Annotated in this window: 25 protein-coding genes; 14 read left to right on the forward strand and 11 right to left on the reverse strand. The window is 74.7% G+C overall.

What is annotated here, in order from left to right; all coding sequences use genetic code 11:
* Positions 1-39 precede the first annotated feature (39 nt).
* Positions 40-1,716, reverse strand: a complete 1,677-nt coding sequence (locus ECOMGDLI_RS26175; RefSeq protein WP_088319781.1) for a CdaR family transcriptional regulator — start codon at positions 1,714-1,716, stop codon at positions 40-42.
* On the reverse strand, positions 1,713-2,366 hold the full coding sequence (locus ECOMGDLI_RS26180) for an MEDS domain-containing protein (RefSeq protein ID WP_143447950.1): 654 nt from the start codon (positions 2,364-2,366) through the stop codon (positions 1,713-1,715). Before ECOMGDLI_RS26180 ends, ECOMGDLI_RS26175 begins: the two co-directional genes overlap by 4 nt.
* Positions 2,367-2,588: 222 nt before the next feature.
* On the opposite strand from ECOMGDLI_RS26180, the gene ECOMGDLI_RS26185 reads away from it, so the two are divergent.
* The 6 genes from ECOMGDLI_RS26185 to ECOMGDLI_RS26210 are packed head-to-tail and all read left to right on the forward strand — an operon-like array spanning position 2,589 to position 7,116.
* Positions 2,589-4,103 (forward strand): YHS domain-containing protein, encoded by a 1,515-nt coding sequence (locus ECOMGDLI_RS26185; RefSeq protein ID WP_088319783.1) that lies wholly within the window; start codon positions 2,589-2,591, stop codon positions 4,101-4,103.
* 34 nt (positions 4,104-4,137) lie between these two features.
* Entirely contained in the window at positions 4,138-4,383 is a 246-nt protein-coding gene (locus ECOMGDLI_RS26190) for a toluene-4-monooxygenase system B family protein (protein ID WP_088319784.1), read from the forward strand.
* Positions 4,380-4,742 (forward strand): Rieske 2Fe-2S domain-containing protein, encoded by a 363-nt coding sequence (locus ECOMGDLI_RS26195; protein ID WP_088319785.1) that lies wholly within the window; start codon positions 4,380-4,382, stop codon positions 4,740-4,742. The genes ECOMGDLI_RS26190 and ECOMGDLI_RS26195 overlap by 4 nt, the downstream gene beginning before the upstream one ends.
* Positions 4,743-4,759: 17 nt before the next feature.
* Positions 4,760-5,059, forward strand: a complete 300-nt coding sequence (locus ECOMGDLI_RS26200; RefSeq protein WP_088319801.1) for an MmoB/DmpM family protein — start codon at positions 4,760-4,762, stop codon at positions 5,057-5,059.
* Between the two features lies 1 nt (position 5,060).
* A complete protein-coding gene (locus ECOMGDLI_RS26205; protein WP_088319786.1) occupies positions 5,061-6,068 on the forward strand; it encodes a toluene hydroxylase in 1,008 nt (335 codons plus the stop codon).
* Between the two features lie 4 nt (positions 6,069-6,072).
* Complete coding sequence (locus tag ECOMGDLI_RS26210; RefSeq protein ID WP_088319787.1) at positions 6,073-7,116, forward strand: 2Fe-2S iron-sulfur cluster-binding protein; 1,044 nt, start codon at positions 6,073-6,075, stop codon at positions 7,114-7,116.
* 30 nt (positions 7,117-7,146) lie between these two features.
* Here the strand turns inward: ECOMGDLI_RS26210 and rsgA are convergent, their stop codons facing one another.
* The 4 genes from rsgA to ECOMGDLI_RS26230 are packed head-to-tail and all read right to left on the reverse strand — an operon-like array spanning position 7,147 to position 11,045.
* Positions 7,147-8,250: a ribosome small subunit-dependent GTPase A gene (gene rsgA, locus ECOMGDLI_RS26215; protein WP_088319788.1), complete on the reverse strand. Its 1,104-nt coding sequence runs from the start codon at positions 8,248-8,250 to the stop codon at positions 7,147-7,149.
* 20 nt (positions 8,251-8,270) lie between these two features.
* Positions 8,271-9,593, reverse strand: coding sequence for a 3-phosphoshikimate 1-carboxyvinyltransferase (gene aroA / locus ECOMGDLI_RS26220; RefSeq protein WP_088319789.1), 1,323 nt, complete (start codon positions 9,591-9,593; stop codon positions 8,271-8,273).
* Positions 9,594-9,604: 11 nt separating this feature from the next.
* A complete protein-coding gene (locus tag ECOMGDLI_RS26225) occupies positions 9,605-10,432 on the reverse strand; it encodes a YqjF family protein (protein WP_088319790.1) in 828 nt (275 codons plus the stop codon).
* 22 nt (positions 10,433-10,454) lie between these two features.
* Positions 10,455-11,045 carry a DoxX family protein gene (locus tag ECOMGDLI_RS26230; RefSeq protein WP_088319791.1) on the reverse strand — a complete coding sequence of 197 codons (591 nt, stop codon included), beginning with the start codon at positions 11,043-11,045 and terminating at the stop codon, positions 10,455-10,457.
* A 131-nt stretch (positions 11,046-11,176) separates the two neighbouring features.
* On the opposite strand from ECOMGDLI_RS26230, the gene ECOMGDLI_RS26235 reads away from it, so the two are divergent.
* From ECOMGDLI_RS26235 to rsrA, 4 genes are all read left to right on the forward strand, one after another.
* Positions 11,177-12,127 carry an SOS response-associated peptidase gene (locus ECOMGDLI_RS26235; RefSeq protein ID WP_088319792.1) on the forward strand — a complete coding sequence of 317 codons (951 nt, stop codon included), beginning with the start codon at positions 11,177-11,179 and terminating at the stop codon, positions 12,125-12,127.
* A complete protein-coding gene (locus ECOMGDLI_RS26240) occupies positions 12,111-12,806 on the forward strand; it encodes an alpha/beta family hydrolase (protein WP_198955194.1) in 696 nt (231 codons plus the stop codon). The genes ECOMGDLI_RS26235 and ECOMGDLI_RS26240 overlap by 17 nt, the downstream gene beginning before the upstream one ends.
* Positions 12,807-13,068: 262 nt before the next feature.
* Positions 13,069-13,710: a sigma-70 family RNA polymerase sigma factor gene (locus ECOMGDLI_RS26245; protein WP_088287575.1), complete on the forward strand. Its 642-nt coding sequence runs from the start codon at positions 13,069-13,071 to the stop codon at positions 13,708-13,710.
* Positions 13,707-13,970: a mycothiol system anti-sigma-R factor gene (gene rsrA, locus ECOMGDLI_RS26250; RefSeq protein WP_088319793.1), complete on the forward strand. Its 264-nt coding sequence runs from the start codon at positions 13,707-13,709 to the stop codon at positions 13,968-13,970. Before ECOMGDLI_RS26245 ends, rsrA begins: the two co-directional genes overlap by 4 nt.
* 99 nt (positions 13,971-14,069) lie before the next feature.
* On the opposite strand, the gene ECOMGDLI_RS37040 is transcribed toward rsrA, so the two are convergent.
* A complete protein-coding gene (locus ECOMGDLI_RS37040; protein ID WP_369812550.1) occupies positions 14,070-14,144 on the reverse strand; it encodes a 50S ribosomal protein bL37 in 75 nt (24 codons plus the stop codon).
* 120 nt (positions 14,145-14,264) lie between these two features.
* Between ECOMGDLI_RS37040 and ECOMGDLI_RS26255 the strand changes: the two genes are divergently transcribed.
* Positions 14,265-15,359: a type IV pilus twitching motility protein PilT gene (locus ECOMGDLI_RS26255; RefSeq protein ID WP_198955195.1), complete on the forward strand. Its 1,095-nt coding sequence runs from the start codon at positions 14,265-14,267 to the stop codon at positions 15,357-15,359.
* A gap of 35 nt (positions 15,360-15,394) precedes the next feature.
* Positions 15,395-15,784 carry a thioesterase family protein gene (locus tag ECOMGDLI_RS26260; RefSeq protein ID WP_088319794.1) on the forward strand — a complete coding sequence of 130 codons (390 nt, stop codon included), beginning with the start codon at positions 15,395-15,397 and terminating at the stop codon, positions 15,782-15,784.
* Positions 15,785-15,797: 13 nt separating this feature from the next.
* Here ECOMGDLI_RS26260 and ECOMGDLI_RS26265 read toward each other — a convergent pair whose 3' ends face one another.
* Positions 15,798-16,010, reverse strand: a complete 213-nt coding sequence (locus tag ECOMGDLI_RS26265; RefSeq protein ID WP_088319795.1) for a hypothetical protein — start codon at positions 16,008-16,010, stop codon at positions 15,798-15,800.
* Positions 16,011-16,103: 93 nt separating this feature from the next.
* Here ECOMGDLI_RS26265 and ECOMGDLI_RS26270 point away from each other — a divergent pair, with 93 nt between their 5' ends.
* Together ECOMGDLI_RS26270 and ECOMGDLI_RS26275 are read left to right on the forward strand one after the other, a co-directional pair.
* Positions 16,104-17,093 carry a helix-turn-helix domain-containing protein gene (locus tag ECOMGDLI_RS26270; RefSeq protein WP_233153636.1) on the forward strand — a complete coding sequence of 330 codons (990 nt, stop codon included), beginning with the start codon at positions 16,104-16,106 and terminating at the stop codon, positions 17,091-17,093.
* Entirely contained in the window at positions 17,090-17,494 is a 405-nt protein-coding gene (locus tag ECOMGDLI_RS26275; protein WP_088319796.1) for a GFA family protein, read from the forward strand. Before ECOMGDLI_RS26270 ends, ECOMGDLI_RS26275 begins: the two co-directional genes overlap by 4 nt.
* A 51-nt stretch (positions 17,495-17,545) precedes the next feature.
* Here ECOMGDLI_RS26275 and ECOMGDLI_RS26280 read toward each other — a convergent pair whose 3' ends face one another.
* The 3 genes from ECOMGDLI_RS26280 to ECOMGDLI_RS26290 all read right to left on the reverse strand — a co-directional run bounded on the left by ECOMGDLI_RS26280 (position 17,546) and on the right by ECOMGDLI_RS26290 (position 21,147).
* The gene (locus ECOMGDLI_RS26280) at positions 17,546-18,502 is read right to left on the reverse strand and encodes a hypothetical protein (RefSeq protein ID WP_088319797.1); all 957 of its coding nucleotides are present in this window, start codon (positions 18,500-18,502) and stop codon (positions 17,546-17,548) included.
* 146 nt (positions 18,503-18,648) lie between these two features.
* Entirely contained in the window at positions 18,649-19,200 is a 552-nt protein-coding gene (locus ECOMGDLI_RS26285; RefSeq protein WP_198955196.1) for a GNAT family N-acetyltransferase, read from the reverse strand.
* 330 nt (positions 19,201-19,530) lie between these two features.
* Positions 19,531-21,147 carry an acetolactate synthase gene (locus ECOMGDLI_RS26290; protein WP_088319798.1) on the reverse strand — a complete coding sequence of 539 codons (1,617 nt, stop codon included), beginning with the start codon at positions 21,145-21,147 and terminating at the stop codon, positions 19,531-19,533.
* Between the last annotated feature and the right edge of the window lie 75 nt (positions 21,148-21,222).

A 21,222-nucleotide genomic window follows, 5' to 3' on the forward strand; every position in this document is an offset into this window, starting at 1 on the left:
CCGGGAGAACGACACCGCGCCCATGGGGCCGCACCCGCCTCACCCCTCGGCGAGCGCCTGCAACGTGAACCACGCCCGGGACGCGAGCTGGAGCTGGAACCGGGTGTCGGGGTCCGACAGGTCGTGGCCGGAGATCTCGCGGATCCGGGAGAGCCGGTAGCGCACCGTGCTGCGGCCCAGGGCCATCGCCGCCGCGGTCGCGTCGTAGTTGCCGCCGACGTCGAGGTACCGGGACAACGTCCGGACCAGGCTCGCGCCACGCCGCGCGTCGTACTCCAGGAGCGGCCCGAGCCAACGGCGGACGAACGCGTCGACGCCCTTCGGGTCGGTCACCTCGGAGAGCAGCTGGTAGACGCCGAGCTCGTCGTACGCCGTCGCCGACTGCTCGCCGGTGAACTCCGCCAGCCGCAGCGCGAGCCGGCCCTCTCGGTAGGAGCGCGGGTAGTCGTCGGTCGACTCGCACAGGCCGCCGACCCCGATCCGGCAGCCGCGCCCGGCGGGGGTGCGGCGCAGCCGGGCCGCCAGGTCCTCCCAGGGGCCACGGTCGGCGGGGGAGCGGACGGCGACGAGCATGACGACGGTGCTCGCGCGCTGCATGAGCAGCGGGGGCGGCCGTCCGCCGCCGACCGCCTCCCGGACGGCGAGCATGAGGGCGTCCGGCTCGGCGCGGTGCGCGCGGCTGCCCACGACGAGCACCCGGTGCGGCCGGGCCAGGTCGTGCCCGAGGGCCTGCGCCCGCCGGGAGGCCCCCGGGCCGTCGGTGCCGCCGATGAGGTCGGCGACGAGGTCCACGCCGAGCCGCAGCTCGGTCTCCGCAAGGCTGAGCAGCCGCGCGAGCTCGATCGCGAGGACGGTCGCACCGTGCTCGAGGGCGACGGTCTCCGGCTCGCCCGCCGTGCCGTCCGGGTCGACGAGGAGCAGGACGCCGACGACGTCCGCCCGGGGCCGGGCCACTGTGAACAGCCGGCCGTCGGCCCGGATCGGGCGGCCGGCCAGGGCCGCCCGGTCCGCGAGCCGCTCGCGCCGGGTCGTCGTCGAGGGCCGCCGCGGCCGATCCGCCTCCGGGCCGGCCCACGAGAGCAGGTTGCCGGACCGGTCCTCGATCCCGGCGGGCAGCCCCGTCAGCTCGTGGAGCGCCCGGACGATCCCGTCGTGGCCGCTGCCCTCGAGCGCCACCTGGGTGAACCGGTCGTGGATCGCCGTCTTGCGCTGGAGCGTGGCGACGGTCTCGGCGAGGGCCGCGTTCGTCGTCCGGGTGCTCGCGTGCAGCCGGGCGTTGGCGATCGCGATCCCGGTCTGCTGGGCGAGCGTGCGCAGCAGGAGCAGGTCGGACGGCGACGGCTCCGCCGGGCCGGCGACGAGCAGGTGCCCGATGGGCTCCTCGATGCTGCGCAGCGGGAGCGCCCAGGCCCACGGCTCGCCCGGGACGTCGACGGGACCGCCCGAGCGCGGGCACCCGGCGAGCTGCACGGCGACCCGGCCCCGCAGCCCCTCCCCGCCGATCGTCGTCGTGCCGTCCTCCCAGCCCGCCGGGCCGAGGTGCACCCCGACGGCGCGGCAGCGCACCAGCCCCGGCACCGCGCTCGCCGCGAGGTGCAGGACCTCGCGCTCGTCGCGGCGCTCCATCATGAGGATCGACATCGCGAGCAGGCCCCGCAGGCTCGATACCTGCTCGCGCATCGCGAGGTCGTCGACGGCGGAGCCGCCGGGGGTCATGCGCGGGCGGCCGCGAACTCGTCGCCCGAGAGGTGGTGCGGGTTCTCCAGGACGAGTCCGCCGAGCAGCAGCTTCGGGTGGGTGCGCATGAGGTCCAGGAGGATGCCGCTGCCGAGCCGCCGCAGGTCGTAGAGGCACAGGACGGCGTGCGGGAACTTCGCGGCGAAGCCGTCGGCCCACGTCTCGTACCGGACGACGTGCTCGCGCAGCGGCGGGACCCGCTCCAGCCACGACATCTCGCCGACGACGCGGGCGAAGGCGAACCGGCCCTTCGCGCTCTCCGCGGCCGCGTGGTCCTCCCAGAACTCGATCATCCGCTCCGGGTCGAACGTTCCGGTCCGCAGGTAGGTCTCGTCCGAGTCGTACAGCTCGAGCTGACCCGAGGCGAGCAGGCCGTCGACGTCGAGCCCCTCGCCGATCCCGGCGATGACGTCCTTCGGCGCCGTCGAGTCGACGACGGCCAGGCACTTGTCGCCCGCCTCGAGCCCGCCGCGCAGGAACGGCAGCAGCATCGCGTCGCGCTCGTCGTCCCCGTAGTAGAAGCCGCACACGTGGTCGCCCGCCTCGAGGGCGACGTCCGTGGCGCCGACCCGGCGAGGCATCTGTGCAGGCATCTGTGCGGGCATCCGTGCGGGCATCTGTGCGGGCATCGGGGACTCCTTCGTCCGTGCAGCCGGCGGGACGACGGCAGCACCGGACGGCACGCCCGGGCAGGTCGACCCAGGGCATTAGACCCCGTGATCGCCTGTCTGTCGCCTGGCCGGTTCCGGCCAGCGGAACGGCATTCCTGGCCCTGCGAGGGCATGGCGCGCCGTCGCCGCCCCCGGCGACCCTGCTCGCGTCGAGCTGCTCGAAGGATCGAAGGAGCGACAATGCCGCGTCTGCCCCGTGCCGACTGGTACGACCTCACCCGGGACATGAACTGGGACTTCTCCTACGTCACCGAGGAGGACGTCTTCCCCGAGCTGCTGTCGAACGGGTTCGGCGTCCCGAAGCAGGACTGGTGGACGTGGGACGAGCCGTACAAGATCACCTACGCCGAGTACGTCCACAACCAGGCCGGCAAGGACGCCGGGCTGTTCACGGTGAACAACGTCGTCGGCCGCTCGAAGATCTTCGAGAACCTCGAGCCCGGCTGGATGGCGGCCACCCTCGCGCACTACGGGGCCATCGCCGTCGGCGAGTACCAGGCCGGCATCGGCGAGGCCCGGATGGCCCGCTTCGGGCGGGCGGCGTCCTGGCGCAACATGGCGACCTACGGGTGCCTGGACGAGACCCGGCACGGCCAGCTCCAGACGTACTTCCCCTACCAGGCGCTCAACAAGGAGCCGCGGCTGGACTGGGCGCACAAGGCGTACCACACCAACGAGTGGGGCATGATCGCCGCCCGTCACCTCTTCGACGACATGTTCACCGCGAACGACGCGGTCTCGATGGCGATCCAGCTGACCTTCACGTTCGAGACCGGGTTCACGAACCTGCAGTTCCTCGGCATGGCCGCGGACGCGATGAAGGTCGGCGACATCGACTTCGGGGCGCTCATCTCCTCGATCCAGACCGACGAGGCGCGGCACGCCCAGCAGGGCGAGCCGACCCTGAAGATCCTCGTCGCGGCCGGCAAGAAGGACGTCGCCCAGAACCTCTTCGACCGGATGTTCTGGCGCGCGTGGAAGGTGTTCGCCCTCCTCACCGGGCTCTCCATGGACTACTACACGCCGCTGGAGCACCGGACGCACTCCTTCAAGGAGTTCATGGAGGAGTTCATCAACACCCAGTTCATCGACCAGTTCCGCGACTTCGGGCTCGAGGCGCCCTGGTACTGGGACCAGCTGCTCAACGAGATGAACTGGGTGCACCACGCCTACCACCTCGGCGTCTACTACTGGCGCCCGACGGTCTGGTGGAACCCGGTCGCCGGCACCCTGCCCGAGGAGCGCGCCTGGCTCGAGGAGAAGTACCCCGGCTGGAACGACTCCTTCGGCAAGTACTGGGACGTCATGGGCGAGAACGTCCGGGCCGGCCACCCCGAGCTGACGCTGCCCGAGACGTTCCCCGTCGTGTGCAACAGCTGCCAGATCCCGCTGTGCACCCCGGCCGGGTACGCCGCCGGCTACCTGAGCAGCCCGCTGCCCCTGCTGCTCGACCTCGACGGCCGGCGGTACACGTTCTGCTCCGAGCCGTGCAAGTGGGTCTTCGAGCAGGCCCCGGGCCAGTTCAAGGGCCACCTGTCGATCATCGACCGGTTCCTCGGCGGGGTGATCCAGCCGCCGACGATCCCCGGGGCGCTCGCCTACATGGGGCTCTCGCCCGAGGAGTGCGGCCAGGACGGCACGAACTACGCGTGGGCGCACGCGTCGGTGCCCGTCGCCGGCGGCGTGGGCCGGTAACGCGAGCACGAAGACCGAGCGAAGGAGAGCACGCATGGCACTGTTCCCCGTGCAGGGCATCGTCGAGGGCGACTTCGTCGTCGTCCTCGTGCCCGTGGACGACACCGACCCGATGACCGTCGTCGCCGAGAAGATCGCCTACCACGGCATCGGCAAGCGGGTCGCCCCGCAGGACCGTCCGTTGAAGGTGCGCTGGAACGGCACCGTCCTCGCCGACGACTCGACGATCGCCGGCCTCGGGTGCGCACCGATGGACGTCCTCGAGGTCCTCTACGCATGACCGGCCAGGTCCGGTGGGTGAACGCGGCCGACGTCGGCGACCTCTGGGAAGGCGACGTCCTGGACGTCGAGGTGGACGACGAGCAGGTCCTCCTCGTCCACCTCGAGGGCGGGCCGGTCAAGGCCTACCAGGGGATGTGCCCGCACCAGGAGGTGCTGCTCGCCGACGGCGACTGGGACCCCGACACGAACGTCCTCGTCTGCCCCGGCCACCGCTGGGAGTTCGACATGGCGACGGGCAAGGGACTCAACCCCGTCGGCTGCCAGCTCTACGAGTTCGCCGTCCAGGTCGTGTCCGACGAGATCCGCGTCGCCGTCCCGCAGGACGGCGTCCGACACCACAACCGGTTCCAGACGTGACCACCGAGAGGTCGAGCATGGACACGCACGTGAAGATGGTGGGCCCGGTCGTCCGCGGCCTCGACGCCAACCTCGCCGAGGCGGTCATCACGGCGATCGAGACCGACAACCCCGACGCCGAGGTCCTCGTCGACGACCAGGGCGGCTACATCCGGATCGCGACGCCCAACGTCTGCCGGATGACGCGCGCGAGTCTCGAGGACGCCCTGGGCCGCACCTTCCGCCTGCACCAGCTCGAGCCCCAGCTCGCGGGGTTCGCCGGCCGTATGAAGCTCACCGACGACGAGGTCGTCTGGTTCCTCGAGAGGCAGGACTGACATGGCAGTGTCCCAGCGCAGGCCGCACCGGACCTGGAGCCTGCTCGGCGACGTCAAGAAGCGCCCGAGCGCCTACGACGTCACCGCGGCGAAGTTCAACTACCACTTCCGCCGCGACCCTGCCCCGTTCGAGATGGACCCGCAGGCGCCGTTCAACCTCTTCTACCTCGCCAACCGGGAGGGCTCGCCCTTCAACGTCGAGGACTGGGAGGGCTTCCGCGACCCGGCCAAGCTCACGTACGCCGACTACGTGACGCTCCAGCACGAGCGCGAGACGTACGTCGACCTGCTCACCGACCACCACGAGGCGGCCGAGTCGGCGGCGGACCTCGACCCGGCGTGGGTCGCGACCCTGCGGGACCTGTTCGTGCCGCTGCGCTTCCCGCTGCACGTGCTGCAGATGACCGGGCTGTACGTCGGGCAGATGGCGCCGACGGCGTTCGTCATCAACTGCGCGAACTTCCAGGCGGCCGACGAGCTGCGCCGCATCCAGCGGATCGCCTACACCACCAAGGTCGTCGCGAACGCCCACGGCGACGACCTGGCCGCCACGGCCGCCGCCCGCGACCCGTGGGAGAACGGCGAGGCCTGGCAGCCGCTGCGCCGCGTGCTCGAGCAGCTGCTCGCCGTCCGGGACTGGGGCGAGGCGTTCGTCGCCCTCAACCTCGCCGTCAAGCCCGTCGTCGACGCCCTCGTCAACGGCCGGCTCTCCGAGCTCGCCGCCCAGAACGGTGACGAGTACCTCTCGCTGCTCATGGCCGAGTTCCAGCTCGACTCCGCCCGCAGCCGGGACTGGACCGCGGCCCTCGTGCGGTACGCCGTCGCGCAGGACCCGGCGATGCGGGACGTCGTCCAGGGCTGGCTGTCGACCTGGCAGCCGCGGGCCGACGCGGCCGTCGAGGGCCTCGCACCGCTGTTCGCCGCGGCGGCGCAGCCGCTGCCGGCCGCGACGGTCACCGCGGCCGCGCTCGCCGAGCGGGCCGCGCTGCTCGACGCCGCGGGGCTGTGAGCCGATGACCGCATCCGTCCCGGCGACGGGCACCGCGCCTGCGGCCCGGCCGCACCGCGTGACCCTCGCCGGGACGGACCGGTCGTTCGAGGTGGCACCGGGGGAGCGGCTCCTCGGTGCCGCCCGCCGGGCCGGGGTCTGGCTGCCCTACGAGTGCGGCTGGGGCGGCTGCGGCACGTGCAAGGTCCAGGTCGTGGAGGGGACGACCGAGCTGCTCTTCGACGGGGCGCCCGCCGTGGACCCCCGGGACGCGCGGCGCGGCCGGGTCGTCGCGTGCCAGTCCACCCCGACGAGCGACCTCGTCGTCAAGGCGCCGCGGGCGGCCGACGTCCCCGCGGCGGAGCGGCCGACCCGGGACCACCGGGCCCGGCTCGGGACCCGCGAGGAGCTCGGCCCGGACATCGTCCGGCTGCGGCTGCACCTGGACCGGGAGGCGGTCTACCGGCCCGGCCAGCACGCCGTCCTCGGCCTCGCCCCCGGGCTGCGTCGGTGCTACTCGATGGCGGGCCTGCCGGGCTCGACGGAGGTCTCGTTCGTCGTCAAGCGCTACCCAGGCCGGCCCGGCAGCGAGCGGGCGTTCGCGCTCGCGCCGGGGGACGAGCTGGACGTCGAGCTCCCGTACGGCGACATGTGGCTGCGGGACGGCGACCGGCCGGCCGTGCTCGTCGCCGGCGGCACCGGGATCTCGGCGATCTCGGCGCTGGCGGCGCAGCTGGCGCAGCGATCCGTTGCCGGCGAGGACGTCCCGCGCCCGGTCCACGTGTTCTACGGCGCCGCCGCCCGGGCCGACCTCGTCTGCTGGGACGAGCTCGTCGGGCACACCGCGGCGCTGCCGGACGGGCACCTGCACGGCGCGCTCGTGAGCCCGGACGCCGGCTGGGACGGCGCGACCGGGTTCGTCACGGAGCCGCTCGGCGAGCGCCTCCCGGCCCTGCGGGAGGCCGACTTCTACGTCGCCGGGCCGCCCGTCATGACCGACGCCGTCCTGGCCCTGCTGCGTGAGCACGGCGTCCAGCTCGACCGGGTGCACCACGACAGCTTCGGCTGAGCCGCCGACCGGCCGGGGCGCAGCCGCGCCTCACAGGTGCTGGGTCTCGTCCTTCGGGTCCTCCGGCGAGCCGGCCCTCGACCGCAGCAGCCGGCGCAGCGACTCCAGCCGCGCGACCCCCGCCGGGCCGGCCCCGCCGGCCGCGACGAAGGCGTCGAGGCCGCACTCCTCCTCGTCGTGCGAGCAGCCCCGCGGGCACTCGTCGGTGCCGGCGGCCAGCTCGGGGAAGTGCCCGATGATCCGGTCCGGGTCGACGTGCGCGAGCCCGAACGAGCGGACCCCCGGGGTGTCGACGCACCATCCGCCGCCGGGCAGCCGCAGCGCGAGCGCCGACGTCGAGGTGTGCCGGCCGCGGCCGGTGACGTCGTTGACGACCCCGACCGACCGGGCGGCCCCGGGGACGAGTGCGTTGACGAGCGTCGACTTGCCGACGCCGGAGTGCCCGAGCAGCACGCTGACCCGGCCCGACAGCGCCGACCGGACCTCGTCGAGCCCCTCGATGCCGCCGTCCGGGCGCCGCCGCGTGACGACGTACGGGACGTCGAGCGGCGCGTACCCGGCGACGAACTCGTCGGGGGCGGTGAGGTCGGCCTTGGTGAGCACGAGCAGCGCGTCCATCCCGGCGTCGTACGCCGCGACGAGGCAGCGGTCGACCATCCGGGGCCGCGGCTCGGGGTCGGCGAGCGCGAGCACGATGCAGAGCTGGTCGGCGTTCGCGACGACGACCCGCTCGACGGGGTCGGTGTCGTCGGCGCTGCGCCGCAGCAGCGACGCCCGCTCCTCGACCCTGACGACGCGCGCGAGGGTGTCGGGGCGGCCGGAGACGTCGCCGACCAGCGCGACCCGGTCGCCGACGACGACCCCCTGCTTGCCGAGCTCACGGGCCTTCATCGCGACGACGACCGTGCCGGGGACACCGGTGTCCTGCAGGCCGGAGTCGTCCCGCTCGTGCGCCGGACCGGTGACGGGCGCGTCCCCGGTGTCGCGGTCGAACCCGCCGACGAGGCACGTGTAGCGGCCGCGGTCGACCGTGAGCACCTGGGCCGCGACGGCGTCCGAGTGCCGGGGCCGCTCCTTCGTCCGGGGCCTGGTGCCGCGCGGGTTCGGCCGGACGCGGACGTCCGACTCGTCCATGGCGCGACGCCGGGAAGGGGTCACCCGCGCGCGTCCCCGCCCTCGAGCATCCGCGCCCACAGGCCCGTGAAGTCCGGCAGCGTCTTCGCGGTCGTCGCGACGTCCTCCACGAGGACGCCGTCCACGGCCAGCCCGAGCAGGGCGCCCGCGGTCGCGAGCCGGTGGTCGTGGTACGTGGCGAACACCCCGCCGTGCAACGGCTTCGGGCGGATGACGAGCCCGTCGTCGGTCTCGGTGACGTCACCGCCGAGCGCGTTGATCTCGTGGGCGAGCGCCGCGAGCCGGTCGGTCTCGTGGCCGCGCAGGTGCGCGATGCCGTACAGGTGCGAAGGGGTGTCGGCGAGGGCGCACAGGGCCGCGACGACCGGGGTCAGCTCGCCGGCCGAGTGCAGGTCGGCCTCGATCCCGTAGAGGTCTCCGGTGCCGCGGACCGTGAGGCCCTCGCGCTCGAGCGACACGTCGGCGCCCATCTGGTCGAGCAGGTCGCGCAGCTCGTCGCCGGCCTGGGTCGTGTGCTGCGGCCAGCCGGGCACGAAGACCCGGCCGCCGGTGACGGCCGCGGCGGCGAGGAACGGCGCCGCGTTCGACAGGTCCGGCTCGACCTGGACGTCGAGGGCCCCGACCGGGCCCGGCTCGACCCGCCAGACCGACGGGTCGGCGTCGTCGACGACGACCCCGACGTCCCGCAGCGCCTCGACGGTCATGACGACGTGCGGCTCGCTCGGGATCGGCGGCCCGACGTGCTCGACGACGAGCCCCTCGTCGAACCGGGCGCCGACGAGCAGCAGCGCGGAGACGAACTGGGACGATGCGGACGCGTCGATCCGGACGGTCCCGCCCCGGACGCGCCCCGTGCCGCGCACGGTGAAGGGCAGCAGCCCGGTGCCGCCGTCGTCGACCTCGACCCCGAGGTCGCGCAGGGCCCGCACGACCGGGCCCATCGGCCGCTCCCGGGCCCGCGGGTCGCCGTCGAACCGGACGTCGCCGTCCGCGAGCGCCGCGACCGGCGGCAGGAAGCGCATGACGGTGCCGGCGAGCCCGCAGTCGATCTGCGCCGGGCCCCGCAGCGGGCCGGGCGTCACGAGCCAGTCGTCCCCGGCGGCGGCGGTCGCGCCGAGCGCCTGCGTCGTCGGGACGTCGACGACGTCGGCGCCGAGGGCGGCGACGGCCGCGGCCATGAGGTCGGTGTCGCGCGACCGCAGCGGGGCGCGCAGACGGGAGGGCTCCTCCGCGAGCGCGGCGAGCACGAGGTAGCGGTTCGTCAGCGACTTCGACCCGGGCAGGGCGACCGTCGCGTCGACCGGTTCGACGGCCCTCGGGGCCGCCCAGGTCGGCAGGCTCATGGTCCGCGAGCCTATGGCAGGACGGGGCCGAAGCGGACGTCGACCCCGGGGGAGTGCAGGACGCTGTCCGGCGGGCGCCCCGCGAGCCCCGGGAAGCCGGCCGCCTCGAGCACCTGGTCCTCCAGGTGGACGACCTGCGCCGCGTGCAGCGGCCACTGCGGGTGCTCGTTCGGCCAGTACCGGGTGCGGCCGCGCCGGTCGGCCAGGTGCAGGCCCCAGCGGGCGGTGAGGAAGTGCTCGAGCGGCCCCGCCGTGACCGGGTCGCCGACCCGGACCCGCACGGTGGATGCCGGGTGCGCCGGCTCCGGCGGACCGCCCGCGGGCCACCGGCGGCTGCTCGTGTACGAGAGCACGGTCCCGGGGGCGTAGGCGGTCCGTGGCAGCCGCGCTGCGCCGTCCGTCGGCGGGGTGGCCGGCCCGCCGGCCGCCGAGGGCCGGGCGGAGAACCGCATCCGTGACCAGACGTAGGGCAGCCCGGGGCCCCAGCGCGCGACGAGCACCGGGGCGGTCCGGGAGGCGTCGAGCGAGCGGAAGACGACGCCGCGCCGGCCCTGCCCGTCGACCGAGTACAGCCGCACGTTCGTCTCGCAGAAGTCGCCGACGTAGGGCATCCGGGGTGCCCCGAGCAGCCCGATGTCCTGCATGACGAAGGGGACGAGCGCCACGTACGTCAGACCGTCGATCGTGTCCGGGCGCAGCCCCGGCAGCAGGAGCGGTGCGACGACGTCGGGCTCGACGGCCCAGTGCAGGAACGTCAGGTGCGCCCAGCGCTGGGTGAAGACGGTGCGCCCGACGGGGCGCGGTGCGGTCGGTGTGACGGGCTCGACCTCGGAGGTCATGCCCCGACCCTAGGCCGTCCGGTCAGCCCGGCAGCGCCGACCTCGCCGAGGCCGCGGCGTCGCGCGCGGTGCTCCGCGCGGTCCGGACGGCGTACCGGGTCTCGAGCTGCGCGGCCCGCTTGGCCTGCTTGCCGGCCCGCTTCGCGTCCCGGGACGCGCGCTTCGCGGTCCGCTCGGCCTGCTCGACCGCGTGCCGGCCGCGCCACGCGAGCCCCGGGCGGCCCTGGGTGTCGACGGCCGCCACGAGCGCGGCGCCGATGAGGCTGACGTCCTGGACGAGCGCGCGGCGCTGGTCGCGGCGGCGCACCGGGTCCTTCTCCTGCCAGAACGCGTGCTGGGCGTAGGCGGTCGGGGCGAGCGTCACGGCCATGACGAGGGCGGAGAGGCGGGGCAGCCGGCCGAGCCCGAAGAGGGCGCCCGCGGCGGCCATCGCGGCGCCGTTCGCCCGGACGAACGTCTCCGGGTCGCGCGGCAGGCCCAGCGGCTCGGCGACCCGGTCCACGAGCGGCCGGGCGGCCTCGACGCGCTGCGCCGGGTGCCGGAAGGCGTCGAGCCCGTTCGAGACGAACGAGGCGGCGAGCAGGGGACGGGCGAGGCGCCGGACGACGGTCATGACTCCTGCTTACCCCCATCCGCCCCCGGGCGCACGCGTGCCCGGCCCATCGGCGACCTCGGTCCTGCTCCGGGCCGCGGATCGGCACGGGTTCCGCGGCGGACCGCGCGTGCCGTGGCAGGCTGGGAGGGGTGTGCGGACGTTACGCGGCGAGCAGCCGTCCCGAGGACCTCGTCGAGGAGTTCGAGGTCGACGCGACCGAGGGGCCGGGGCCGGGCGAGACCCCGGACGCCGCGGCGCCCGACTACAACGTCGCCCCGACCAAGCAGGTGCCCGTCGTCCTCGAGCGCAGGCCGCGGCCCGTCGAGGGCGCGTCGGGCGAGGTCGCGGACGAGCAGGCGGCGGAGGCGAGCGACGAGGACGGTGACGTCACCGCGGACGCCGCCGTCGAGCAGGCGCAGGACGCGCAGGGGGACGGCGGCACGGCGGCCGCGGAACCGGTGCGCTGGCTCCGGCTCCTCACCTGGGGGCTCGTGCCGTCCTGGGCCAAGGACCGCTCCGTCGGCAACCGGATGATCAACGCCCGCGTCGAGACGATCCTCGACAAGCCGGGCTTCAAGCGGGCCGCCCTCACCCGGCGCTGCCTCGTGCCCGCCGACGGCTGGTACGAGTGGCAGAAGAGCCCGACCGAGACCGACGCCAAGGGCAAGCCGCGCAAGCAGCCCTTCTTCATCCACCCCGTCGCGCAGGGGCCCATCGCGTTCGCCGGGCTCTACGAGTTCTGGCGCGACCCGACGGTCCACCCCGACGACCCGGCCGCCTGGCTCACCTCCTTCACGATCGTCACGACCGCGGCCGAGCCCGGGCTCGACGTCATCCACGACCGGATGCCGCTCGTGCTGCCGCGGGACCGCTGGGACGCCTGGCTCGACCCGGGGCTCACGGACGCGGACGACGTCCGCGCGCTCGTCGAGCCGCCCGTCGCCGGCCGCTTCCTCGCGACGGCGGTGTCGACCCGGGTCAACGCGGTGGGCAACAACGGCCCCGAGCTGCTCGAGGCGGTGCCCGTCGCGGACCTGCGGGGCGTCGTCGACCCGGCGACCGGCGAGCTCATCGGGGGCGGCAGTGCCCCGCTCTTCTGACGGCCCGGCCGACGGCGTCCGCACGCCGGACGCCCTCGTCGACGTCGAGACCCCGGTGGGGCTCGCCCGGGCGTCCGTCCACGACCCGGCGCACGGGGGCCGGCCGACCGGCGTCCTCGTGCTCGGCCACGGCGCCGGCGGCGGCATCGGCGCGCCGGACCTGCAGGTGACGGCCGCGGTCGCGGTGGCCGCCGGCTGGCGGTGCGTGCTCGTCGAGCAGCCCTGGCGGGTCGCCGGCGGCAAGGTCGCGCCGGCCCCGGCCCGGCTCGACACCGGCTGGCTCGCCGTCCTCGCGGCGCTCGCGGACGACGCGCTCGCCGGCCCCGGCACGGGCACCGGGCCGCTCGTCGTCGGCGGTCGCAGCGCCGGGGCCCGGGTCGCCTGCCGGACGGCGGTCACGACCGGGGCCGACGGCGTCCTCTGCCTGGCGTTCCCGCTGCACCCGCCCGGCCGCCCCGAGAAGACCCGCGCCGACGAGCTGGCGGGAGCGGGCGTGCCGGTGCACGTCGTCCAGGGCCGCAGGGACCCGTTCGGCGGCCCGGCGGAGGTCGAGGCCCTGGGGCTCGAGGGCGTCCTCGTGACCGCGGTCGACGGCGACCACGGCCTCAAGGCGTCGGCCGGTGCGGACGGCGCCGTCGCGGCCGCCGTCCGGGTGGTCATCGCCACGTTCTCCGGCTGACCCGCGGGCCGCCCGGGGTGCCAGGAATGCCCCCGGCCGGGTCGGTGTTCTGAACCGGCGAGCCGCGCTGCAGGTGCGCGGCGGCGGCCGGGAGGGTCGTCAGGGCAGGTGGCGCCGCGAGGCGCCCCACGACGAGAAGGTGGCCTCGCGCGTGCTGCTGCTGACAGCCGTCGACGATCTCGCACCGGGCGGTCTGCTGGGTCCGGGTCTCACACCGTCCTGGGAAGGTGAGCGTCGGCCGCGGCCGATAGGCTCACGGGTGATGAGCGAGGACACGGGCCGCGCCCCGGCGACGGAGACCACCGAGCAGCGTGCTGCGCGCTTCGAGCGCGACGCGTTGCAGTACCTCGACCAGCTCTACTCGGCGGCCCTGCGGATGACGCGCAACCCCTCCGACGCCGAGGACCTCGTGCAGGAGGCCTTCACGAAGGCCTTCGCCTCGTTCCACCAGTACGAGCCGGGCACGAACCTCAAGGCGTGGCTCTACCGCATCCTCACGAACTCGTACATCAACACGTACCGCAAGAAGCAGCGTGAGCCGCAGCAGGCCCAGTCCGACGACATCGAGGACTGGCAGATCGCGCGCGCCGAGTCGCACACGTCGTCCGGGCTGCGCTCGGCCGAGGCCGAGGCGCTCGACCACCTGCCCGACTCGGACGTGAAGACCGCTCTGCAGCAGATCCCCGAGGAGTTCCGCATCGCGGTCTACCTCGCGGACGTCGAGGGCTTCGCCTACCGCGAGATCGCGGAGATCATGGGCACCCCGATCGGCACCGTCATGTCCCGGCTGCACCGCGGGAGGCGGCAGCTGAGGGCTCTTCTCGAGGACTACGCGCGTGAGCGCGGGCTCGTCGCCGCCTCGAGCGGCACCGGCGCGGACGGCACTGAGGGCGGTGCGGAATGAGCTGCGGCAACCCCCACGACACGGACTGCCGAGAGGTTCTCGACCGCGTCTACGAGTACCTCGACGGCGAGATGACCGACCACGACATCGACAAGATCCGCCAGCACCTCGTCGAGTGCTCGCCGTGCCTGTCGGAGTACGACCTCGACGTCGCCCTCAAGGCCCTCGTGCGCCGCAGCTGCGCCTGCGAGAGCGCCCCGGAGGAGCTCCGCGCGAAGATCATGGTCCGGATCACCGAGGTGCGGCTCGAGCTCGGCTGACCAGCCCGCCCGCCGCATCACCTGGCACGCACGACGAAGGGCCCCGGCCGACGGCCGGGGCCCTTCTCGGTCCCGTGCGGGACGGCGTCGACCGCCGGGTCAGCAGTTCGGCTTGTTGCCGTGGTTGCTGGAGTTGCCCTTGCGGGCGCGGCGCTTACGGGCGCGCTTGCTCATCGGAACTCCTCGAGGTGTGGTTCGTGCGCGACGGCGCACGGGCTCATCGTCCCACACCGGGTCGACGTCCTTCACGGTGCGGCGCTCAAGGAGGGGACCGCCGGGGCCGACACCACGGACGTGGACCCCCTGACGTCTTCCGCGACCGTCGAGCCGTACCTGCGCGCGCTCGTCGAGCTCTTCGGGTCCGACCTGCACTGCAAGGTCGGCTCGCCGCCACGGGTCCGGATCGACGGCCGGCTCCGCAAGCTCCAGGCCCCCGTGCTCACCCCGGAGGACACCGAGGCGATGGTCCGCGAGGTCATGCGCGCCGACCTCGCCGAGGAGTTCTCCCGCACCCACGAGGCCGACTTCGCGTACTCGATCGCCGGGCTGGGCCGGTTCCGGGTCAACGCGTTCCGGGCCCGGGGGACCGCCGGCCTCGTCTTCCGCCGGGTCACCGTGGGCGCCGTCCCGCTGGAGAACCTCGGTCTGCCGCCCGCGGTCGCCGCGCTCGCCCTCGAGCCGCGCGGGCTCGTCCTCGTCACCGGCCCGACCGGCTCCGGCAAGTCGACGACGCTCGCGGGCATGGTCAACCTCGTCAACGCCACGCGCGAGGTCCACATCGTGACGATCGAGGACCCCATCGAGATCCTCCACGAGGACCAGATGGGCATGGTCAACCAGCGCGAGGTCAGGGTCGACACCGAGGACTTCGCCACCGCGCTGCGCGCCGCGATGCGGCAGGACCCGGACGTCATCCTCGTCGGCGAGATGCGCGACCAGGAGACCGTCAAGGCGGCCATCGCCGCGGCCGAGACCGGGCACTTCGTCATGTCGACGCTGCACACGACGGACGCCCAGGAGACGGTCACCCGCATCATCGACTTCTTCCCGCCGCACGAGCAGAAGCAGGTGCGCATCTCGCTCGCCGGTGCCCTCAAGGGCATCGTCTGCCAGCGTCTCGTGCAGCGTGCCGACGGGCTCGGGCGGTGCGTCACCGCCGAGGTCTGCGTGAGCACCGGCCGGATCGCCGACGCGATCGTCGACCCGGACAAGACCGGCACGATCGGGGCGCTGGTCGCCGAGGGCGGCTACTACGGCATGCAGTCCTTCGACCAGCACCTCGTCGCACTCGTCCGCGACGGGGTCGTCACCGTCGACGACGCGATGGCGGCGTCCAGCCATCCGCACGACCTGTCCGTCGAGCTGCGCCGGATCGGTCTCGTCGCCTGACGTGCAGGGGCGGCTGCGGTCCGTAGGCTCGGGCCATGCCGGACGACGCAGCACCCCCGACCGCACGCCTCGTGTTCGACGTCACGGCCGCCGACACGGCGCTCGCGCTGGGCAGCGGGATCGTCGAGGTGCTCGGCACCCCGCGGCTGCTCGCGTGGTGCGAGGCCGCCACGTGCGCGGTCGCGGCCGGCCCGGTCACGGACGGCCTCACGAGCGTCGGCACCCGGGTGAGCCTGGAGCACCTGCTCGCGACCCCGGTCGGCGGCCGGGTCGAGGTGACCGCCGAGCTCGTCGCCCAGGACGGGCGGCTGCTGCGGTTCCGGGTCGCCGCGACCGACCGGGCGGGCCGGCTCGTCGGCACCGGTGAGGTGACCCGGGTGGTCGTCGACGTCGAGCGGTTCGTCGGGCGGCTGCCCGAGGCCTGAGCCGTCGCCCGGCTCAGAACCGCGGCCGGTGCCGGCGCAGGTGCCGGGCCCGGCCGCCGGTGACGGCCGTTCCGCCCGGGGAGAGCGGGCCCGGGGAGCGCGGGTCGGGGGAGAGCGGGTGGTCGCCGCGGTTGCCGCGGCCGGCGAGGTCGCGGCTGTCGGTGCCGAGCAGCGGCGCGAGGAGCGCGAGGGTGACGACGAGGGCGAGGATCAGAAGAGGTGTCATGGCAGAAAGTCTGCGTGCAGAGAAACCCTGCCACCAGTGGCAGGAAAGTCACTTCTCGTAGACATCCGGCCAGTCCCGGCGCATGATGGCCGGGTGTCCATCGCCTGCGACCAGGCCGTCTGCGGCCGGTACCCCCTGACGGACGTCGTGGCCGTCGTCGACGACGGCGTCTCGCCCTTCGAGCTCGCCGTCGCGTGCGAGGTCTTCGGCATCGATCGCAGCGACGTCGGCGTGCCGGCGGTGGACTTCGCGATCGCGTCCCCGCGGGCCGGCGTCGTCCGCGGCGACGCGGGGCTGGGCGTCGTCGCCGACCACCGTCTCGACCGGCTCGCGACGGCCGACCTCGTCGTCGTCCCGGCCTGCGGCACCGGGTACCGACCGGGGCCGGACCTCGTCGCCGCCCTCGAGGGCGTCATCGCCCGCGGCGGCCGGGTCGTCAGCCTGTGCTCGGGCGCCTTCGTGCTCGCCCGGGCCGGTCTGCTCGACGGTCGCCGCGCGACGACGCACTGGCGCTACGAGAAGGAGTTCCAGGAGACGTTCCCGGAGGTCGACCTCGTGCCCGACGTCCTGTTCGTCGAGGACGGCCCGGTCGCCTCCAGCGCCGGGACGGCGGCCGGGATCGACCTGTGCCTGCACATCGTCCGCAGCGCCTTCGGGGCGGCGGCCGCGAACACCGTGGCGCGCCGGATGGTCGTGCCGCCGCAGCGGGACGGCGGCCAGGCGCAGTACGTGGAGAGCCCGGTGCGGGACGTCGAGGCGCGCACGCTCGCGCCCGTGCTCGACTGGGCCGTGGCGCACCTCGACGAGGACCTGTCGGTCACCGTGCTGGCCCGCCGCGCGGCGATGTCCGGGCGGACCTTCGCCCGGCGCTTCCGCGACGAGACCGGGACGACGCCGCACGCCTGGCTGCTGGCCCGCCGGGTGGCGCTCGCCGAGGAGCTCCTCGAGACCGGCGACCTCGCCGTCGAGGAGGTCGCCCGGCGCTGCGGCTTCGGCTCCGCGACGATGCTGCGGCACCACTTCACCCGGCTGCGCGGGACGCCGCCGTCGCGGTACCGCCGCACGTTCGGGCACGCGGGATGAGCGCGGGGCCGCGGGCCCGCGGCGGCTGCGACTGCGGCGGGGTCGGCTACGAGGTCACCGGGCCGCTGCGCGACGTCTGGGACTGCCACTGCCCGCGCTGCCGGCGGATCACCGGCCACCACATGGCCGCGACCGCGGCCGCGCCGGCGGACGTCGTCCTCACCGCGGACGGGACGCTGCGCTGGTACGAGCCCGCGCCCGGGGTGGAGTACGGGTTCTGCGGCACGTGCGGGTCCACGCTCTTCTGGCGGACGTCGGCGCAGCCGGACAAGCTCGTCATCGCCGCCGGGACCCTCGACGGGCCGACCGGGCTGCGCACCGCCAAGGCGTGGTGGTGCGCCGAGGCAGGTGACTACTACGACCGGCCCGCCGGGGTCGTCGAGCACGACTACGAGGGCTGAGGACCTGCGTCCGTCGGTCAGGGCCGGCGGCCGGGGGAGCCGGTCGGGCCGTCAGTCGTCGAGCGGTGGCCCCTCGGGCATGACCGCCTCGATGGCGTCGGCGAAGGCGCCCTCGACGTGCACCGAGACCTCGCCCTCCTCGCCGTGCACCGTGAGCTGCTGGAGCGCCCCGGACGCCGCCCGGTAGTACAGGTGCGGCGAGATGCTCCCGACGCCGTCGTCGTACCCGGCGATCGCGAACCGCACCATCGCCTCGACCGTCGGCAGCACGCTCGCGTCGCGCACGACGTGGAAGGCGAGCTGGTGCCGGTAGGGGATCGCGAGCAGCGTGCCGTGCGGGGCGTCGGGCTCGCCGTGCACCCGGCGCAGGACGTCGTCGACGGTGAGGATCCGGCTCGCGGTGTGCACGGACTCGCCCGCGACGACCCCGAACCGGACGTCGCCGGACTCGAGCCACTCGATGCCGCCGAACGGCTCGGTGAGCAGGTTGTGGACGCCGGCCGCGCGCAGGTCGTCGACGCCGACCCGGGAGACGACCTCGTCGGGCATGAGGACGACGGCGTCCGGGGTGTCGAACGCGAGCAGCTCGACGAGGTCCCCGACGACCTCGCGCCGGTAGCCGAAGCCCGACAGGTCCGGCAGGGACGTCGCCGCGACGACCCGGATGTACACGTGCTCGAGGATCTCCTCGGGCGGCAGCTCCGTGAGCTCCGGCCCCTGCCGGGCCCGGATCATCCGGGCGACGTGGTCGCCGACGATGGAGGGCCACTCCCGCTCGCCCTTGCGCGCGTTGTGGCACAGCGCGAAGAGGTTGTGCAGGCCGTACCCGGCGCCGTCGTCCGAGCGCAGGTGGTCGGCGTGGACGTCGACCTCGAGGCCGTGCCGCGCGAACGCCTCGCGGGTCAGGGCACGCAGCCGGGCCGCCTCGCCGACGGTGAGGAAGGAGAACGTGGGGTCGGGCAGGTCGTCGCCGACCCGGGCGGCCGGACGCCGCCGGAACATCGCCATCGCCCACCCCCGCACCCCTGCGCACCGCCGGCCGGACGGCCGGGCGTCCGTCGCTCACGGACGTCACACCGAAGGCTAACGGGCGGTGACGGCCCCCGGCGTGCCCCGGGCGGGTGTGTGTCGGACCGGTGCGTCGGGACCGGGCGTCAGAGGTCGCGGGAGAAGGCGAGCAGGTCGACACCGGGCTCGGGGGCCCAGTCGAGGTCGGGCCGGCGGGTGAAGCCGAGCCGGCCGTAGAGCCGGTGCGCCGCGTGCATCCGGTCCAGGCTGCACAGGACGAGCCGGGTGGCGCTCACCCGGCCGGCCTCGGCGAGGCACCACTGCGTGAGCGCGAGGCCCACGCCGCGGCCGCGGGCGTGCGGGGCGACCCCGAGGGCGCGGAACTCGGCCTCGCCCGGCCGGGAGAGCTCGGCCCATCGGCTGCCGGGGAGGGCGAAGGTGACGCTGCCGAGCACCGTGCCGTCCGCCGCGACGGCGACCGCGACGGTCGCGTCCCGGGCCCGGGACCGGGCGTCCGCCAGGGTCTCGAGGTAGCCGCCCTCGGCGGCGAAGCCGTCCGCCGCGTAGGCGTCGCGGACGGCGAGCCCGGCGGCCTCGAGCTCGTCGGCCCGGGCGGGGCGGACGGTCAGGCCGTCGGGGGTGGTCATGACGGTCGTGAGGGCGGTCGTGGCGTCCGCGGTGCCGGCGGTGCGGTCCATGGCGGGACCATACGACGCCTGGCAGCCGCGGTGCGCCACGGGTCGCTCAGGTGGTGCGGGTGCTGCGCGGGTTCCGGCGCAGGTTCACGCCGAGGTCGGCGCAGGTCAGCGCAGGACGCCCCAGCGACGCTTCTCCAGCTCGACGGTCCGGGTGTCGGTGCCGAAGAACGGGGAGAGGACGGAGACGAGGAGCAGGACGGAGATGATGATGATCGGTTCCATGGAATTCATCCTACAACCCGATGATCCGACGGGCGAGATGGGTCACCTGTCCGGGTGAGTGATGTCCGTGACACCTCAGTGCAACGCGCGGGAAACACACGGTGACTGTCAGATGCCGGTCGTGTTCCGTGGGTAGGCGACGGCCGGGTCCGTCACGACGTTGACCAGGTAGGGGACCCCGGAGTCGAACCCGCGCTGCAGTGCCGCCCGGAGGTCGGCGGGCCGGGTCACGAGCTCGCCGGCCCCGCCGAGTGCGCGGACGACCTCGTCGTACCGGGTCTGCGGGAGCAGCTCGGCGGCGACGTCGTAGCCGAACATCATCTGCATCGGGTGCTTCTCCAGGCCCCACATGCCGTTGTTCCCGACGACCATGACGACCGGCAGGTGGTGCCGCACGAGCGTGTCGACGTCCATGAGCGAGAAGCCGGCCGCGCCGTCGCCGAGCATGAGCGCCACCTGTGCCGACGGCCGCGCGAGCCGGGCCGCGACCGCGTAGCCGAGCCCGGTGCCGAGGCAGCCGTAGGGTCCGGGGTCGAGCCAGCCGCCGGGGCGGGCGGGCTCGACGTACTTGCCGGCGAACGAGACGAAGTCGCCGCCGTCCCCGATGACGACCGCGTCGTCGGCGAGGAGCGGGACGAGGTCGCCGTAGATCCGGGCCGGGTGGATCGGGTCGCTCTCGGCGGTGAGCTCCACGGCGTCCTTCGCGAGGGCCGCCTCGTGCCGGGCGCGCAGGCCGGTCGTCCAGGCGGCGACGTCGGGGTGCGGGCCGGTGCGGGCGACCCGCTCGCGCAGGCCGTCGAGCACGAGCGTGAGGTCGCCGCTCACTCCGGCGGCGAGGTCCACGTGCTGCGCGAGGCCGGAGACGTCGTCCGCGAGGTGCACGACCTGCGCGAGCGGCGCGCCGTCCTTGCCGCCGAACTGCCCGTAGCCGAGCCGGAAGTCCAGCGGGGTGCCGGCCACGACGACGACGTCCGCGCCGCCGAAGGCCGCGCCGCGCGCCCGGGTCACCAGGTGCGGGTCGGACGGCGGCAGGATCCCGCGGCCCATCCCGTTGGGGACGACCGGCAGCCCGAGCTCGGTCGCGAGCGCCACCGCGGCGTCCTCGGCGCCGTCCGACCAGACGTCCGAGCCGAGCACGAGCAGCGGACGGCGGGCGGCCGCGAGGGCTGCGGCGGCCCGGTCGAGGGCGTCGGTGTCGGGGGCGACCCGGACCCGCTCGGGGGCGGCCGGGACGGGCACGTCCGCACCGCCGAACACGACGTCCATCGCGACGTCGAGGAAGACCGGGCCGCGGTGCGGACTCGTCGCGAGCGTGAGGGCGGCGTCCACCTCCGCGGCGATCGCGTCGGTCGCGCCGATCGTCGCGGACCGCTTCGTCACGGGGGCGAGGAGCGGCGGGTGGTCGAGCTCCTGGAGGCTTCCGGTGCCCCAGCGGTACGCGGGCGCCCGGCCGCCGATGACGAGCAGCGGCGAGCCGTTGAAGTGGGCGGTCGTCACGGCGCTCACGCCGTTCGTCACGCCCGGCCCCGCGGTGAGGACCGCCAGGCCGGGGGTCCGGGTGAGCTTGGCGGTCGCCTCGGCGGCGAAGACCGCGGTCTGCTCGTGCCGGACGTCGACGAGCGGCATCGGCGGCTCGGCCTTGACCGCCCCGTCGTAGAGCGGGAACACGTGCGCCCCGGAGAGGGTGAACATCGCCCGGACGCCGTGCGCCCGGGCGGCCGCCACGGCGAGCGTCCCCCCGTGTCCCTGGAGGGTCGCCGGGCCCGCTGCCTCGGCGGCGGGGGAGGCGACCCTCCAGGG

The organism is Kineosporia sp. R_H_3 (genome assembly GCF_002198675.1).
GTDB lineage: Bacteria > Actinomycetota > Actinomycetes > Actinomycetales > Kineosporiaceae > R-H-3.

Excerpts from the sequence above, each read along its gene's own strand:
- ECOMGDLI_RS26175 (WP_088319781.1), bottom strand. The coding sequence starts at position 1,716 with ATGACCCCCGGCGGCTCCGCCGTCGACGACCTCGCGATGCGCGAGCAG.
- ECOMGDLI_RS26180 (WP_143447950.1), bottom strand. The coding sequence starts at position 2,366 with ATGCCCGCACAGATGCCCGCACGGATGCCCGCACAGATGCCTGCACAG.
- ECOMGDLI_RS26185 (WP_088319783.1), top strand. The coding sequence starts at position 2,589 with ATGCCGCGTCTGCCCCGTGCCGACTGGTACGACCTCACCCGGGACATG.
- ECOMGDLI_RS26190 (WP_088319784.1), top strand. The coding sequence starts at position 4,138 with ATGGCACTGTTCCCCGTGCAGGGCATCGTCGAGGGCGACTTCGTCGTC.
- ECOMGDLI_RS26195 (WP_088319785.1), top strand. The coding sequence starts at position 4,380 with ATGACCGGCCAGGTCCGGTGGGTGAACGCGGCCGACGTCGGCGACCTC.
- ECOMGDLI_RS26200 (WP_088319801.1), top strand. The coding sequence starts at position 4,760 with ATGGACACGCACGTGAAGATGGTGGGCCCGGTCGTCCGCGGCCTCGAC.
- ECOMGDLI_RS26205 (WP_088319786.1), top strand. The coding sequence starts at position 5,061 with ATGGCAGTGTCCCAGCGCAGGCCGCACCGGACCTGGAGCCTGCTCGGC.
- ECOMGDLI_RS26210 (WP_088319787.1), top strand. The coding sequence starts at position 6,073 with ATGACCGCATCCGTCCCGGCGACGGGCACCGCGCCTGCGGCCCGGCCG.
- rsgA (WP_088319788.1), bottom strand. The coding sequence starts at position 8,250 with ATGGACGAGTCGGACGTCCGCGTCCGGCCGAACCCGCGCGGCACCAGG.
- aroA (WP_088319789.1), bottom strand. The coding sequence starts at position 9,593 with ATGAGCCTGCCGACCTGGGCGGCCCCGAGGGCCGTCGAACCGGTCGAC.
- ECOMGDLI_RS26225 (WP_088319790.1), bottom strand. The coding sequence starts at position 10,432 with ATGACCTCCGAGGTCGAGCCCGTCACACCGACCGCACCGCGCCCCGTC.
- ECOMGDLI_RS26230 (WP_088319791.1), bottom strand. The coding sequence starts at position 11,045 with ATGACCGTCGTCCGGCGCCTCGCCCGTCCCCTGCTCGCCGCCTCGTTC.
- ECOMGDLI_RS26245 (WP_088287575.1), top strand. The coding sequence starts at position 13,069 with ATGAGCGAGGACACGGGCCGCGCCCCGGCGACGGAGACCACCGAGCAG.
- rsrA (WP_088319793.1), top strand. The coding sequence starts at position 13,707 with ATGAGCTGCGGCAACCCCCACGACACGGACTGCCGAGAGGTTCTCGAC.
- ECOMGDLI_RS26260 (WP_088319794.1), top strand. The coding sequence starts at position 15,395 with ATGCCGGACGACGCAGCACCCCCGACCGCACGCCTCGTGTTCGACGTC.
- ECOMGDLI_RS26265 (WP_088319795.1), bottom strand. The coding sequence starts at position 16,010 with ATGACACCTCTTCTGATCCTCGCCCTCGTCGTCACCCTCGCGCTCCTC.
- ECOMGDLI_RS26275 (WP_088319796.1), top strand. The coding sequence starts at position 17,090 with ATGAGCGCGGGGCCGCGGGCCCGCGGCGGCTGCGACTGCGGCGGGGTC.
- ECOMGDLI_RS26280 (WP_088319797.1), bottom strand. The coding sequence starts at position 18,502 with ATGGCGATGTTCCGGCGGCGTCCGGCCGCCCGGGTCGGCGACGACCTG.
- ECOMGDLI_RS26285 (WP_198955196.1), bottom strand. The coding sequence starts at position 19,200 with ATGGACCGCACCGCCGGCACCGCGGACGCCACGACCGCCCTCACGACC.